The organism is Rufibacter ruber (assembly GCF_001647275.1).
Lineage (GTDB): Bacteria > Bacteroidota > Bacteroidia > Cytophagales > Hymenobacteraceae > Nibribacter > Nibribacter ruber_C.
Genome location: NZ_LRMM01000039.1, coordinates 28,049 through 43,809, shown reverse-complemented (window position 1 = coordinate 43,809; position 15,761 = coordinate 28,049). Strand labels below are relative to the sequence as shown.

Here is a 15,761-nt window from a genome sequence, read left to right as displayed (position 1 = left end):
GTCAAATACTCTTACGATAGAAATGGATTGCTGACAAAAACTGAGGGTTATTCTGTAGAGCAATTTGAGTATGAGTACTACTGAAAAATACGTTGCATAGCACTGTATAAAAATCATGCTACGGCCGACGGCCTAGCACGTTTTTTATACTAGTTCGTTGACTGTAATTAAAAAAATCGAAAGTATATTTTAATAGAAACCTAATAAGAGAAATCTGAAATAAACAAATGAAATTAGATACATGAATAATCTTATTATTATAATTTGTTTTATAGTCTGCAGTGCTTTGACTTCAAACTGCCAAGATAAGCCAATGAAAAGTTTCTCTAAGGCAGAAATTGAGGAGTTTGAGCTGATTAATTTATGTCACTGCCATGAGTATATGTTTCTAAGAAACCAAGATTACGTAAAATGGAAGTCAGAGAAAGCAAAGGCGGACTACCTGGAATCAATACAATATTCCCATCTAAGCCAATATTTGACAAAACGATTAATTCATCCGTATTACCAATCTAAATATGATAGTTCAAGGTATTTTAAAGAAGGGATTTCAAAATACTTTCATAGTAAGTTGAATTTCAACAGGCTTGACAGTCTCTACTACGAGCCTTTGGTTCAACACTATGTCAAAGAAGTGAGTAAATCAGAGAACCTGCCCTATCTAGGGTTAGGTGATAGAAACTCTTTCTTGGACTGTTTCTTTAAATTAAAAGAAATTCCATTGGAAAAAGAACTCCATTATTTTATCAAGGCTAACCCCCCAATTCCTAAAGAGTAGCTTAAAAAGGTAGGTGCTTAATCATCACAAGAAATTAAATAAATAAATAAATAAATAAATAAATAAATCAATAACTCCCGCCAACATTGTGCAAACACCATCCTTCGGACGACGGCCTTGCACGCCTCATATACGAGTCCGTTAGAGAAAATTTATAAAAGACATACCAATTGATACTAGAAGTCTTTTCTAACCTTTACTACCAAGCTAATTGAATTGTTGAAATCATTAAATGAAGATGATTGGCATAGACAAACAATAGCTACACAATGGACGGTAAAAGATGTAATAAGCCATATGTTAGATACACAACTTCGAGCACTTTCTTTTCAACGAGATGGATATTACGGAGAACAAACCCAGAAATGAATGGATATAATAATTTGGTTAGATGGCTAAATCAACTAAATAGCGATTGGGTTAGCTCAGCAAAAAGACTGAGCCCGCAAACACTAATTTTATTACTCTTATCCGTAGGAGATTTGGTAACGGAATAGTACGTTTCATAGGATCCTTGGGATGAGGCGGTATTTCCCGTTGCCTGGGATGGAGAATCAACTAGTTATAATTGGATGCACGTAGCCCGAGAATGCACCGAATATTGGCATCAGCAGCAACAGGTTAGAGAAGCGGTCAATAAACAAGGGATCATGTCTAGAGAGTTATTCTATCCTGTTTTTAATACGTTCTTTCAAGCTTTACCACATACGTTCCGTGATAAAGCCGCTGAAAAAGGTACAGCTATTGAAACAAGGGTAGCTTCCGAAGCTGGTGGTACTTGGTCCTTAATTAAAAATACAGACAGATGGAAACTTGAATTAGGAGCTACATCAACCCCTGTAGCCGTTGTCTGTATACCTATTGAATTCTCCTGGATTTTATTTACAAAAAGCATTCGGCCACATGAAATAATGAATAAATTAGAAACAAAGGGAGATGAACATTAAGAAAAAAGGTACTAGAAATGGTATCAGTAATAGCATAAAACTATCTCTAACAAGGTATTTAGAGCAAAGCCTCCCTTCGGTACGGCAACGCATCATAAACTTACCGTTGTACATCATTCCCTTTCAGAAGGAACTCCATTAATAAATTTAGCCCTCATCATTATTCATTGCGTTATGAACGCTTACTTGCACATTTCATGTGGTTAATTAAATTTTAAATACTGCCCACTCACAGCAATTTGTACCATGACATTTTATTATAGCAAGTATCAAAAGATAGGACAGTTTACCTGTCTTGCTGTATTTATTCTTGGAATGATTTATGCTGCTACAACTCTTCTTGGATTTTTATCTCTTAAATCACCGGCTGAACCAATCGGAAATCCCTATTTCACAATAATGGAAGTTTTGACGATACTCATTGCACCTCTAATGGCAATTAGTATGGTGGCCGTTCACGCGTATGCCTCACCTGTTGACAAAATATATAGTCTTGCGGCACTTTTGTTTATGTGTTTAATGACAGGAATTACTTCCAGCGTTCACTTTATTATGCTTACCGGAAGCCAGCAAGCTCAGGTTGCCCAACATGCAGATTTTCGCTTTTTCTTTTCGTTCAAATGGATTTCTGTAGCCTATGCTTTAGATATTCTTGCATGGGACTGGTTTTTTGCTCTTTCATTCCTCCTTGCGTCATTCGTGTTCAAGTCAAGCAGAGAAGAAAAACTTCTTCAAAAAGTAATGATGATTAGTAGCATATTAAGTCTTGCGGGGTTAATGGGTGTCCCACTGAACAATATGCAGATCAGAAACATAGGTATACTAGGTTATGCTGGTATAGCGCCATTTGCCTTTTTGTGGATAGGCAAAATCTTAGGTCAACCAAAAGCGCCCGTGTCTTGATGTGCCAATACAGACGTACAACCTCAACTTAAAAAATAAGGGTTTAAGATTATGCTCTGAAACAATCAATTTCATTATGCCAAAGAAAGCAGCCCAAACTAGACTTTCAATAAGCCTTCCTCCTGAAGGCTGTAAAGCACAGGGTATATTGTAAAAGCAGGAAACCAGCTAGCAACCCATAAAATATATCTGGAATCCTGGAGGACTACTCTTTAAGGGTTGCAGACATCAACCAGCCAAAGAATGAAATAACCTTAGCAAATAATGACCAACTATTACCACTTAAATGGGCAGAAACCGCAAAAATGGCATTGACCTAAAACGCGTACCCTGTCCCTATGCACAACGCAAGCAACCCAAGTCCAAAATGGGTTTCTGGCCTGATTTCCCGAAAACAGCCTAAAAATAAATAGGCGAAGAATGCAGAATCTGGGGAAAGCGTTTTTGGGCTCTTTTCCGGAAAACACGCCATAAACAGAAATTGACTTACTACAGGCTCTCTTAGATTCTCAGGGCCAAACTTAAGCAGCTTGAATATACCCCACCACCTGCATGTCCTTTGCTCCTTCGGCGTAGGACAGGTACATCCAGAATTGTGGCCTTGCGTATACCTAGCATCATTCACTTAAAACATAGACGTATGGCCTCGCTAGCAGATAAAGGATTTAACATTTCCAAGAATACCTTCTTTAAATATCTTATGTCCAAAGCTTCCGGCATTATGGGCAAACCTGTGAAAGTGGGGCTGCTGCTCACCACTGCCTATGAGAAGCTCACCAGCGCCAACAGCACTGAGAGCGGCTTTGAGCAGATCAAAGACACCATGCTGCGGTTTATGCGGCTGGTAAAAGCCTACTACAACGGCACCTACCGGAACGTTGAAACCAAGTCTATGCTCCTGGGTATTGCCGTCATCTTATACGTGGCCACGCCGCTGGATCTGGTGCCAGACTTTATCCCCATCATCGGCTTCGCCGATGACCTGAGCCTCATGGCCTGGTTCATCAATGCCTTCCAGGAGGAACTGCAGAAATTCCAGGTGTGGGAAGAAGGTGCGGTGGCGGTAGGTCACTCCTAGCCAGCCCCCGCTATTGTTCCTGAGGCCTCTGTTTTTGGCCTGTTTTTCTAAAAACAGCAAAGACAGAGGCTTTTGCGTGTGGTTGGCATTTTAATTCTGCCAAAACACCTCCCTGGCACAATTTATCGGCAGCGCCTACGTGGTAAGGGAAGTAGACCAGTTGGGGTACATTTAGTACCTTTGGCCCACACAAACACCACCTATATGATAAACCGCAAACAACTCCTGCTTTGGGGGCTGCTGCTCCTGGGTTCGCTCAAGGGCTTTGCCCGCCCAGACGAGGGCATGTGGCTGCCCATGCTCCTGAAGCAGCTCAACGAGGCCGACATGCAGAAAAAAGGCATGCGCCTGTCGGCTGAAGACATCTACAGCATCAACAAATCAAGCCTGAAAGACGCCATTGTCCAGTTTGGCGGCGGCTGCACCGGTGAAATCATCTCTAACCAGGGCCTACTGCTCACCAACCACCACTGCGGCTACGGCCAGATCCAGTCGCACAGCTCGGTAGAGAACGACTACCTCACCAACGGCTTCTGGGCCATGAACCGGGACCAGGAGAAACCAAACCCCGGCCTGACCGCCACCTTCATTGTGCGCATGGAAGACGTCACCAAACAGATCCTGGGCGATGTTCCGGCGGGCCTCCCAGAGGCCGAGCGGGAGCAGCGCGTGCAGGCCAACATCAAGAAGGTGCAGGCCCAGGCCACCGCAGGCACCCACTACGGCGCCATCATCAGGCCGTTCTTCTACGGCAATGAGTACTACATGTACGTAACTGAAACCTTCAAAGACATCAGACTGGTGGGGGCTCCGCCCGAAAGCATAGGCAAGTTTGGCGGCGACACCGACAACTGGATGTGGCCCCGCCATACCGGCGACTTCTCCCTGTTCCGGATCTACGCCGGGCCAGACAACAAACCCGCCGACTATTCGCCCAAAAACAAGCCGTACACGCCCAAGCACCACCTGCCCATTTCCCTGGCGGGGATCAAGGAAGGCGATTTTACTATGGTGTTCGGGTTTCCCGGCCGCACCACAGAATACCTTCCGTCACAGGCGGTGCGTGAGATTGTAGAGATTTCAGACCCGGCCAAGGTGAAGATCAGAACCGTGAAACTGGGGCTCCTGGACCAGGACATGAAGGCAGACCCAAGGGTAAGGATCCAATACGCCGCCAAGTACGCCAGCGTGAGCAACGCCCACAAAAAATGGATTGGCGAGATGCGCGGCCTCCGCAAACTGGATGCCGTCACCAAAAAGCAGGAGCTGGAGAAACAGTTCGCCGCCTGGGTGAACCAGGAGACCAGCCGCAAGAACACCTACGGTCAGGTGCTTCCGCAGTTTGAGCAGAATTACGCGCAGCTGGCTAACGGCATCACCCTGGCCCGCGATTATTTCAATGAGGCCGTACTGGGGGTTGAACTCCTGAGCTACGCCCAGGGCTTTTCCCAACTGGCGGGTATGATCCAGCAGAACGCCCCGGAGGCCGAGGTGCAGGAACAGATCAAAAAACTGAAAGCAGGCGCCCCTGGGTTCTTCAAGAACTATAACCAGCCCACAGACCAGAAGCTGTTTGAGGCGCTGCTGCAGCTATACGCCCAGGATGTGCCGCCAACGTTCCAACCAGATGCGTTTAAATCACAGACCCAGAACTTCAAGGGCAACTGGAACGCCTTCACCCAGGAGGTGTACGGCAAAACCTCTTTGAGCACCCCAGAAAAGGTACAGGAGGTACTGAGCCAGAAACCCGCCGAGATTTTAAAGCGCCTGGCCGCTGACCCTGCCGTGCAGCTCATCAGTAGCTTTGTAGGCACCTACCGCTCCAAGGTACTGCCTACCTACACCAGCCTGACCGACCAGAATACCCTGCTCAACCGTACTTACCTGCAGGGCCTGCGTGAAATGCAGCAGAACCGCAAGTTTTACCCAGATGCCAACTCCACCCTGCGGGTTTCTTTTGGCCAGGTAGACGGTTACAAGCCGGCAGACGGGGTGCAGTATGAGTATTACACCACCCTGGAGGGGATCATTGAGAAAGAAGACCCCACCATAGTAGATTACTACGTGCCGGCTAAACTGAAGGAGCTGTACCAGAAGAAAGACTACGGCCCTTATGGCGTGAACGGCACCATGCCGGTAGCGTTTATCGCCTCCAACCATACCACGGGCGGTAACTCCGGCTCCCCGGTGATCAACGCCCAGGGCCAGCTGATAGGCACCAACTTTGACCGCAACTGGGAAGGTACCATGTCAGACATCATGTATGACCCGGACCGCGTGCGCAACATCAGCCTGGACGCCCGCTACTTCCTCTTCATTGTAGACAAGTTTGCCGGAGCCGGTCACCTGGTGAAAGAGATGACCCTGGTGGGTGCTTCCTCTTCCGCGCCAGCGGCTACGCCGAAAAAAGCCCCGGCGCCTGCCGCGAAAAAGAAAAAGTAACCACCCGCTGGTTTTACCCTGTTTTCAAAAAAATAGCCCGGAAACGCTCCGGGCTATTTTTTTGCAAAGTACCAAGTCAATTTTTTTTTCTGTTCCGCTGCACGCAACGCTCTTCTTTGGGCGCAAGCAATCACAATCCTTTGCATTTTCAGTCTACTTTCTGAAAGCAACATGAACAGACCTTTCCAGCTTAAATATCGCTTTTCATTAGAGCTTATATGGAATAAGGTTTTAAAGGAGAAGAACCAGAGCTGAAGCAGTTTCTTAACCGCGTCTATAGCATAAGTTGGAGACGTTTGTTTCCTCGGCTACGCTCGGAAGGAACTACTGGAGTAGCTATAATTCCTTCTTCTGTATAACCTCTATTAAATAACGGGCTCCTGCCAGGTTCATAAAAGATTTCCTGTTTTCGCCTGTTTTTCTGAAAACAGGCCGAAAACAGGAAATCCCTAGCTTCACCCTGAAAGGAAGGATTGCTTCTGAAAACAAATGCCTCCCCTTCTATCTGCTCGTTCAGAATGGAAACGACCAAACCTAAGGCTCCCTATTTTTTACCCCGCACCTGCTGCTCAATCGCATCCCAGGCCTCAGAAGGCACCTGGTCCAGGTAATTGAATTCACCGCCCCCGTAGAGCCACTCGCCGCCGTCAATGGTGATGACTTCGCCGTTCACATACGCCGAGTAGTCTGAAATCAGGTAAGCGGCCAGGTTGGCCAGCTCCTGATGGTCGCCGAACCGTTTGAGCGGAATTCGTTTCAGGGGGTCCAGCTGTTCAGAGAGATCTTCCGGGAAAAGACGGCTCCAGGCCCCCTCGGTGGGGAAAGGCCCCGGCGCGATGGCGTTAGATCTGATGCCGTATTTGGCCCACTCGGTGGCCAGGGATCTGGTCAACGCCAGCACCCCCGCTTTGGCCGTGGCCGAAGGAACCACATACCCAGACCCCGTCCAGGCGTAGGTGGTGACAATGTTCAGAAAAGTGCCCGGCTGCTTCTGCTCAATCCAGTGCTTGCCCACGGTCAGGGTGCAGTTGTAGGTCCCTTTGAGCACAATATCTACTATCACGTCAAAGGCTTTGGGGCTGAGGCGCTCTGTGGGGCTAATGAAGTTCCCGGCGGCATTGTTGAGCAGCCCGTGCACCGCGCCAAACTCCTCTAGCGTGGCCTGCAGCATGGCCTCTACTTCCAGGGGTTTGCGTACGTCACAGGCAACAGGCAACACCTTTCCGCCGGTGGCGGAAGCCATTTCCTGCGCAGTTTTCTCTAACACGTCCAGCTTTCTGCTGGTGATGACCAGATTGGCCCCCAGCCGCAGGAAATACATGCCCATAGACTTCCCCAGTCCGGTTCCGCCGCCGGTAATAATAATCGTTTTGCCCGTTAGTGCGCCCTCCCGCAGCATGGGCTCTGTATAGTGTGCCATAGTTTTGTTCTTGTGTTAGACAAAGTAAACGGCTGCCTCTGCCGGTTGTTCCCTCAAAAGGCACAACTGCAGCGTCTGCCGGCCGCTTCTCCCCTGTTCCATAAACTGAACAAGATAGAACAAAATCTTTTCATTGCTATGCAGATGTACTCACGTTGTTTTTAACGCCTTCCAACGCAAGGTTTAGCCAATGCCAGCGGCACCTTGGTGAGTCTGGGGAACTGCACCCTCCCTTGTCATGTGACGGTAGCCTTATGCCTGAAATAGCGCCTTCATTCAATTGTCCTTTATAGAATTAGTAACAGGACCAGGCAAGCAATAAACGTATTCCCTTATTGACAATGTGCTGCTATTGATCTTCATGCTTGTGGCTTAAAATGATTTAAATCTCAAGAATTGACGCAACTTCTAACTTATTGTACCCAAGCCTCCCAAACTTCCATGCCTGAGAAAAGGGAAAGTGTTTCCGGCCTTCTTCTGTAGACTTGGCTTCGGCCACAGCCAGGTTAAAAATGGTCGCGCAGGAGCTTTTGGGCGGCAATGATCCCGCTCAGGCACACCCCTGGTATTCCTTGTCCGGGATACACCGTGTCGCCGCAGACATAGGCCCGGCGGCCATCCAGGCGGGCATCTTTCATTTGCCAGGGCTTAATGCGCCGGAACTGCGGGTAGCCCCCCACCTGTCCCCAGGCCCTTCCCGTCCAGTCCAGCCACGCGCCGGGCGTGGCCGACTGCACCAGCACTACCTGCTCCGGCTGAAAGAATCCGGCCTTGGCCAGGAACGACACCACCCACGCTTCCAACGGTTTTTTATCTGTAATCCAGGTAGAGGGCGGGTTTGGTACGTGCGTACTGACGGAGGCCACACAGAAGCCTTGGGGCGCTCTGGCGTGGTCATCTGTGTGGCTGAGGCTTACAAAGATGCTTTCGCTCCCAATCTGGGGCACTCCGCCGGGCACGTGTAGCTGGTGGTGCAGGACTTCCAGGGGCTGCTCCCGCCTAAACACCAGGCTCCAGGTAAACGCCCCGTTCACCTCTGCGGGGGAAAGCAGGTAGGGCTTCAGCTTCCGCCGGATCTCCGGTGCCGGGAAAAGGTCAAAGACATTGTTCAACGGAACACCCAGCACCACATAGTCGGCCAGGAGTTGGCCTCTGGAAGTGTGCAGCAGATAGCCGTTGCCTTGCGCCTCTACCCTTTCTACCTGGGTTTTGTAGTGTATTTGCCCCTGCCGCTCCCGCAGATAGGCAATCAGGGGCTCACTAAACTGCCTCAGCCCGCCGGGCATATAATAATTTCCGTACAGGGTGTAACAAAGCGCGGTGGCACCAAACAAGGCATTTACTTCCTGCCGGGTATTCTGGGCGGTGATCAGCAGCTGCTGGTCTACAAACTCCACAAACGGCTGGTTCTGGTCCAGCCCGTGCGCCTGCAGCAGTTCCTGCACCGTTTTGAACGCCAGCGGCAGCAACCCCACCTGTTCTGGTTGCAGCGCCTTCACGGCCTGCCAGACATCAGAGAACGAACTGAAAGGGAAACTCTGCTGCCGTACCGACGTCCGCCAGACTTTCTGGCTCAGCCTGTAACAGGTTTCCCAGAAGCTCCTTTGTCCCGGTACGCCAAATACCCGCTCGGCTTCTTGAATCCAGGCTTCCAGCTGGGGGAAACGGGTTACGCGGGTGCCGTCTTTGAGAACCACCTGCATGGGAAGGGCCAACCGTTGGGCGGGTATAGAAATTCCGGTCTCCTGCAGCAGATAGTGCAGCGGCATGTGTTCATCCAGCCCCACCAGCGTGGTGGCCCCGGTTTCAAACCAGTAGCCCTTGCGCTTGTAAGAAGACGCGCAGCCGCCGGGGTAGTTGTTCTGCTCCAGAACCGTCACCTGCAGCCCCGCCTTCGCCAGTAAGGCCGCGGCACTCAAAGCCCCGAACCCGGAACCGACCACTGCCACCTGTGTTGTTGCTGACTTCATTTGCGTACAACCAAAACCCGGGCAATTTGTTGCCGGCCTCTGGAAAGGTGACGTTCTTTGTGGCATGAAACCAAAGAAGATTGCCGTGCTGGGTTGCGGATGGCTGGGCCTGCCCCTGGCGCAGGAACTGGTCAAAAAAGGCTACCGGGTAAACGGCTCCACCACCACCCCAGGCAAGTTGCCAATCCTTCAGGAAGCGGGAATCCAGCCGTTTTTGCTCTCTTTTCCGGAAAACAGCTCCAAAACAGAACTTTCTTCCTTTCTGGAGGCAGAGACGCTGGTCTTTAACCTGCCGCCTTCAAAAAGCCAGGGCGAAGCCGCGTATGAACAGATTCTGCAAACCGTTTTGGCCGCCGCTCCGGCTGCTTTGCAACACCTGCTCTTTGTTTCCTCCACCTCTGTGTACCCAGACCTGAACCGCGAAGTGGTAGAGTCAGACGCCATTGCCTCGCCTGCGGCTGCCTCCCTTCTGCTGCGGTGCGAGTACCTGGTGCAGCACATACAGGGAATAACGGCCACGGTGGTGCGGTTTGGCGGGCTGATGGGCAGGCAGCGGCACCCCGGCCGGTGGCTGGCGGGCAAGAAAGACGTACCGCTGCCCGAGGGCCCGGTCAACATGATCCACCTCACCGACTGTGTGCAGCTGTTGACCGAGGTGCTGGCGCAGGAAAAGTGGGGCGAAACGTACAATGCCTGCGCCCCGCTGCACCCCATCCGGCAAGAGTTCTACACCGCTGCCGCCGCTGCGTTAGCTTTGACGCCCCCTGCCTTTGCGGCTACTACGGCCCCACGTTTCAAACAGATTAACAGCGACAAAATCACCGCTGATCTTGCCTACCGTTTCCATTTCCCTGATCCGGTAGCCTGTCTGGCATCTATTGATTTTTAGTTAGCGCTAAGTTTTGAAAACATCTTCCGCCCACGGCGGATTGATAAGATTTCACTTCTGGCTTAAGGTTAGCCAGCGTTTTGAAAGATTTCCAGCTCTTCCTGCTACTATTAATCTGAATAACTAACCAGAAAACCTGACCTGGAGCAGGAGCATGCTGCCCAGAAAAAGCGGCATCTGTTTTTTGTCTATTTTTGTAAAAACAAGCCGAAAACAGATGCCGGGAACAGTAGTAGTGATAGGGGGCGGTGCCGCCGGATTCTTCGGGGCCATTACCTGCGCTGAGGCCAACCCTTCCGTGCAGGTCATCTTGCTGGAGAAGACCACCAAGCTGCTGTCTAAGGTGCGCGTGTCTGGCGGCGGCCGTTGCAACGTGACCCACGCCTGCTTTCAGGCCGGCCCCTTTGCCCAGCACTATCCGCGGGGGCACAAGGCGCTCAAGCGCATGCTTCCCCACTTTGGGGCGCAAGACACGGTGGCCTGGTTTGAGAAAAGGGGGGTAAAGCTGAAAACTGAGCCAGACGGCCGCATGTTTCCGGTGTCTAACACTTCAGAAACCATAGTGGACTGTCTGTTGCAGGCCGCGCATGCCGCCGGGGTGCAGATTAGAACCGGTGTGGGGGTGCAACAAATTACGCCTAGCAGCCCCCATGCCTTTGCCTTGCACCTCAGCTCAGGCGACATACTGGCTGCAGAAAAAGTCCTCATCGCCACCGGCGGAAACCAGAAAACGGAGCAGTACCAGTGGCTGGCGGACCTGGGGCACTCCGTTGAGCAGCCGGTACCTTCGCTGTTCACGCTCAACGTTCCCTCCTCGCCGTTCAAAGACCTGCAGGGCGTCTCTGTACCGAAGGCGAAAGTAAAACTCACGGGTCAAAAACTGGAAACCGAGGGGCCACTCCTCATCACGCACTGGGGCCTGAGCGGACCGGCGGTTCTCCGGTTTTCGGCGTGGGGGGCGCGTCTCCTGCACGGGCAGCAGTATACCGGCACCGCGCTGGTGAACTGGGTACCAGATGTTCCGGAGGAACAGGTGCGCCAGCAACTGCTTGACATACGGCAGTCTTCTCCCCGCAAAATGGTGCTCACCAACGCTCTTTTCGGGTTGCCTAACCGTCTCTGGCAGCGCCTCTGTGAACTGGCCGAGGTGCCGGCAGACGTAAAGTGGGCTGAACTGCCCGGCAAAGCGCAGAACAAACTCATTGAACTGCTCATCAGGACCCCGTTTGAGGTGCATGGGAAAACCACCTTCAAAGAAGAGTTTGTCACCTGCGGCGGAATTGCCTTACCAGAGATCAACCTTGCAACCATGGAAAGCCGCAAAATTCCCGGATTGTATTTCGCGGGCGAGGTTCTGGACATAGACGGCATCACTGGCGGTTTCAACTTCCAGGCCGCCTGGACCGGCGGCTACCTGGCCGGCAAAGCCATGGCCGGATTATAAAGTTATATTTTCTGTTTTCGGCCTGTTTTTAGAAAAACAGCCCGAAAACAGGAGCATTTTGGAGCAATCAAAAAACTATTCTGCGATGGATCTGCCTTGTGGTATCAGATCTTCTTTTAAAGTTGATCAGCTCTCCAATAAAGAAGAGTATCGGCAAGAAAAGTATCGGCAATGGTTAGAAGGCACGGAAGTAACTTCCGCGCCATAGAGGGAGCCATAGAGGGAGCCATAGAGGGCAGAAGTAATGTGAGGCTGCCGCCTCATGGAAGCTGAAAGCTTCCGCCATTATAGGTCCAAGTTGGAAACTTGAACCAGAGAAAGCGGCAAACAAGCAACAATAAGTAACCAACAAGCAGTAATGAACAATCAACACTTCTGCTAGTGGCACATGGGTTAATTAGCACTTCTGCCCCTGGCTGATGTGCGCAGCACAGGCTCGTCTCAGGCTAGCGGATCAGCAACGGTTACCTGCAGAAACAGACAGAGCAAGTAAGGAAGTAGCAGGGAAGGAACATAAATCAGTCCTGGCGGGGAGCGCCTCTGTTAATACGGTGCCGAAGGCAACGCCAAAGGCGTAGTTTTAACAGCAGTGCGAGCCGCCAGGACGGGCCCCGCGGCCGTGAGCGCTTACCGGAAAAGATGAAACAACGCAGCTAGTAAACCAACGCATCAAGCGCCAAAGCCAGGGAAACAGCAGGCCACGCATTCCTGCAGCAGCAGCAGGGTCTTTGAAAAGAGTTAATCACTTAGGCATTCAGTCGCCAACCATCCACGCCAAGGGAAAAGCGAAACACGCATTCCTACGCTGCAGCAGCAAACTACCTATCCTGAAAACTTTTGAATTAGATTCCAATCTAAAATAGATCTTCCCGTTTTCCGCCTGTTTTTCTAAAAACTCATCAAAACCAGTTGGGGTAGGTACAAAAAAATAAACGCAGCATTCTGAGTGCTGCGTTTATTTTAAAACAGATACTAAACCCTTTATTAACTTTTAAGCTCTGTCCCTCAGTTATACGGGAGGAATTTTGCCAGGGTTATAGTTTCTGAGAAAATATTTAAGTTTTTTTAGAAGTCTCTTCTTTTCCGTTCCCGGAACCCGCCGCCGCCGCTGTTGCGGTCACGGTCGCGTCCGCCACCACCGCCGAAGCTTCTGCCTCCGCGGTCGCCGCCCCGGTCACGGTCTCCGTAGGAACGGCCGCCTCTGTCGCCACCGCCATAGCCGCCACGACTTCCGCCTCTGTCACCACCACGGTCTCCGCCGCCGCGGTTGTTGAACGGACCGTCATAGAATTTCTTTCTTGGGCGGTCTTCCAACTCCTGCAGCTCACGGCCACCTTCAGCAGGGTCCATGTTTTTCTTCTCAGCTTTCTGGAATTTCACGGTCATCCCGTTGATTTCAGTTACGGCCAGGCGGTTCAGGATTTCTGCGGTGTACTCAGTAGGTACTTCTACAAAGCTGAAACGGTCATACAGGTCAATGTCTCCAACTTTACCACCCGGTATGCTGGTGTTGTCAGTGAGGATGTCTACCAGGTCTTTGGGGTGCAGCCGGTCTTTCTTGCCCAGGGTCACGAACAGACGGTCAAAGCCAGGTTTAGGGCCCCCTTTGCCTTCGCTGGCTTCGGCGCTCTTCTCCTTGTTTTTGGTGTCTTTCATGACCAGCTTCAGCAGCGCCGCGGCAATGTCCATGGTGGTAAGATCCTGGTCTACCAGACGCTCAATCTTTAAGATATGCTTAGACAAGCCGCCTTTCTGGATCACTTCTTTCACCTGGTCTAATACCAAGGTGGTACGCACTTCGGCTACATCCTCATAGGTTGGCACGTTCTGACGAACGATTTTAGCCTTGGTGAAGCGCTCAATGTCCCGCAGTTTGTACAGGTCTCTACCCGCCACAAACGAGAAGGCTTTCCCAGATTTACCGGCACGGCCGGTACGGCCAATGCGGTGCACGTAGTTTTCCTCGTCCTGCGGAAGGTCATAGTTGATCACGGCCTCCACGTTGTCCACGTCAATCCCGCGGGCGGCCACGTCGGTGGCCACCAGAATCTCCAGGGTACCGGCTTTGAACTTGTTCATCACGTTGTTCCGCTGGTTCTGGTTCAGGTCACCGTGAAGACCATCTGCGAAGTAGCCGCGGGCCTGGAGGTTGCTCACCAGCTCGTCTACCATGCGTTTGGTGTTACAGAAGATGATCACCACTTTAAAGTTGTACATGTCAATGAGGCGCGTGGTCACTTCCATCTTGCCGCTGCTGCGTACTTCAAAGTAGATCTGCTCAATGTTGGTCACGGTGAGCTGCTGCTGGGTCACCTTCACAATCTCCGGATTGGTCTGGTACTTGCGCGTGAGCTCCATGATAGGCTTGCTCATGGTAGCCGAGAAGAATACCGTCTGGCGGTCTTCTGGCATTTTGGTCAGAACAAACTCAATGTCTTCCCTGAAACCCATGTCCAACATTTCATCGGCCTCATCTAAGATGATGGTTTTGGTGGTTTCCAGACGGAGGGTTCCTCTTTCAATGTGGTCCATGACGCGGCCGGGGGTCCCGATCACGATCTGTACCCCTTGCTTGAGGGCGCGTAACTGGCGCTCATAGGGCTGACCACCATAGATAGGCACTACGCTGATGCCTTTTTTGTATTTTGTAAGTTTCTGAATCTCTTCTGACACCTGAATGGCCAACTCACGGGTTGGGCACAGGATCAACGCCTGCACCTCGCGGTTGTTAGGGTCAATGCCTTCAATAGTAGGGATTGCAAAAGCGGCAGTTTTGCCGGTACCGGTTTGGGCTTGCCCGATAACGTCGCGGCCTTCCAGTAAAACAGGAATGGCGGCAGTCTGGATAGGAGAAGCCTCTTCGTAGCCTAAGTCCACGATAGCGCGCTGGATTTCTTCCGACAACGGAAGCTCCTGGAATTTAATTCTTTCCATCAATTATGATAAGTATGATATATAAAGACAATACACCTGCCCTAGGGTATTCGTCATTTATCAAGATTTCGTTGCGGAGAAAGCCGCACAGAGGTTTGCTTGAGAAGTGCCTTAATGCCAAAAAATGAGACCAACGAAGTCTCGGCGTGTATTGTGGGGCAAAGGTACGGAGAATTACTGATTTTTCCTAGCGGGGGCTTTTTAAGGAGGAAGAGGGGTTGATTGGGAGAGCTGTTATAAGGAATGGAGTTGGGATCAGTTGTTCTTTATGATTTCTTTGCTGCTGCTGCTGCTGCTGCTGCTGCTGCTGCGGGTATGTGTAGTTTGCTGTTCCCTAGGCTTTGCCGTTTGCTCCGGTGCGAAATTACTTTTCTGTTTCATGGTTTCCGCTGCGCTCACGGCCGCGGGGCCCCGTCCTGGCGATTCGCACTGCTGCTTCTCTAAACCTTCGGTTTTGCTGCTAAAGCAGCACCGAGAACCAGAGGCGCTCATCCCCACGACTGGGTTCTGTTCCTTCCCTGATCAGCTTCTCTTGCTTTGTCTGCTTTTGTAGGTAACGGTTGCAGATCCGCTAGCCTGAGACGAGCCCGTGCTGCGCACATCCGTAGGAGGCATGGGTGGTGGATTGGCTGTGGTTGACTGATAGTGGCAGCTATAGCAGCTGCAGCAGGTCCCGCAGGCGCGAGTCTCCAGACTCGTGCCTGGTGATGATGGGTAGTCTCTGACTGCCCTCGCTGCCGGGCAGCGACCATGCGCAGTGCTGGTTTACCCGTGCTGGATTGCCAGAGCGGACTAAATGACTCAGAACTCTAGACTCAGGACTCCTTTCTGCTACTCCCCCTTTGAAGGGGGCGAAGGGGGATGTTTACACCTGCCGGTCCACGCATGCCTGATTATTGTTCTTAAGATTTACGAACAGCAGCGCTCTTCCGGATTTGCAATCCGGAAGCAGGTAA

General features: G+C 51.0%; 12 protein-coding genes. 9 read left to right on the top strand and 3 right to left on the bottom strand.

Annotation, left to right across the window (positions count from 1 at the left end):
• Positions 1–241: 241 nt before the first annotated feature.
• The 6 genes from A8O25_RS14540 (at position 242) to A8O25_RS14520 (ending at position 6,148) form a co-directional block, all read left to right on the top strand.
• The gene (locus A8O25_RS14540) at positions 242–778 is read left to right on the top strand and encodes a hypothetical protein (RefSeq protein ID WP_161947753.1); all 537 of its coding nucleotides are present in this window, start codon (positions 242–244) and stop codon (positions 776–778) included.
• Between the two features lie 210 nt (positions 779–988).
• A complete protein-coding gene (locus tag A8O25_RS24380) occupies positions 989–1,147 on the top strand; it encodes a maleylpyruvate isomerase N-terminal domain-containing protein (protein ID WP_377047851.1) in 159 nt (52 codons plus the stop codon).
• A 281-nt stretch (positions 1,148–1,428) separates the two neighbouring features.
• On the top strand, positions 1,429–1,725 hold the full coding sequence (locus A8O25_RS22725) for a hypothetical protein (protein ID WP_153042761.1): 297 nt from the start codon (positions 1,429–1,431) through the stop codon (positions 1,723–1,725).
• A gap of 246 nt (positions 1,726–1,971) precedes the next feature.
• Positions 1,972–2,628 carry a hypothetical protein gene (locus A8O25_RS14530; RefSeq protein WP_066836108.1) on the top strand — a complete coding sequence of 219 codons (657 nt, stop codon included), beginning with the start codon at positions 1,972–1,974 and terminating at the stop codon, positions 2,626–2,628.
• 700 nt (positions 2,629–3,328) lie between these two features.
• Positions 3,329–3,706, top strand: a complete 378-nt coding sequence (locus A8O25_RS14525; RefSeq protein ID WP_241499035.1) for a YkvA family protein — start codon at positions 3,329–3,331, stop codon at positions 3,704–3,706.
• Positions 3,707–3,910: 204 nt separating this feature from the next.
• Complete coding sequence (locus tag A8O25_RS14520) at positions 3,911–6,148, top strand: S46 family peptidase (RefSeq protein WP_066836105.1); 2,238 nt, start codon at positions 3,911–3,913, stop codon at positions 6,146–6,148.
• Between the two features lie 544 nt (positions 6,149–6,692).
• Here A8O25_RS14520 and A8O25_RS14510 read toward each other — a convergent pair.
• Positions 6,693–7,568, bottom strand: coding sequence for an SDR family oxidoreductase (locus A8O25_RS14510; RefSeq protein ID WP_066836103.1), 876 nt, complete (start codon positions 7,566–7,568; stop codon positions 6,693–6,695).
• Positions 7,569–8,074: 506 nt separating this feature from the next.
• Positions 8,075–9,538, bottom strand: coding sequence for a phytoene desaturase family protein (locus A8O25_RS14505; RefSeq protein WP_066836101.1), 1,464 nt, complete (start codon positions 9,536–9,538; stop codon positions 8,075–8,077).
• 64 nt (positions 9,539–9,602) lie between these two features.
• On the opposite strand from A8O25_RS14505, the gene A8O25_RS14500 reads away from it, so the two are divergent.
• The 3 genes from A8O25_RS14500 (at position 9,603) to A8O25_RS23255 (ending at position 12,079) form a co-directional block, all read left to right on the top strand.
• Positions 9,603–10,427 carry a Rossmann-fold NAD(P)-binding domain-containing protein gene (locus A8O25_RS14500; RefSeq protein ID WP_066836099.1) on the top strand — a complete coding sequence of 275 codons (825 nt, stop codon included), beginning with the start codon at positions 9,603–9,605 and terminating at the stop codon, positions 10,425–10,427.
• 217 nt (positions 10,428–10,644) lie between these two features.
• Positions 10,645–11,871 (top strand): BaiN/RdsA family NAD(P)/FAD-dependent oxidoreductase, encoded by a 1,227-nt coding sequence (locus A8O25_RS14495; protein WP_066836117.1) that lies wholly within the window; start codon positions 10,645–10,647, stop codon positions 11,869–11,871.
• A 58-nt stretch (positions 11,872–11,929) separates the two neighbouring features.
• Positions 11,930–12,079 (top strand): hypothetical protein, encoded by a 150-nt coding sequence (locus A8O25_RS23255; RefSeq protein WP_161947752.1) that lies wholly within the window; start codon positions 11,930–11,932, stop codon positions 12,077–12,079.
• Between the two features lie 857 nt (positions 12,080–12,936).
• Here the strand turns inward: A8O25_RS23255 and A8O25_RS14490 are convergent.
• Positions 12,937–14,805 (bottom strand): DEAD/DEAH box helicase, encoded by a 1,869-nt coding sequence (locus A8O25_RS14490; RefSeq protein WP_066836097.1) that lies wholly within the window; start codon positions 14,803–14,805, stop codon positions 12,937–12,939.
• Between the last annotated feature and the right edge of the window lie 956 nt (positions 14,806–15,761).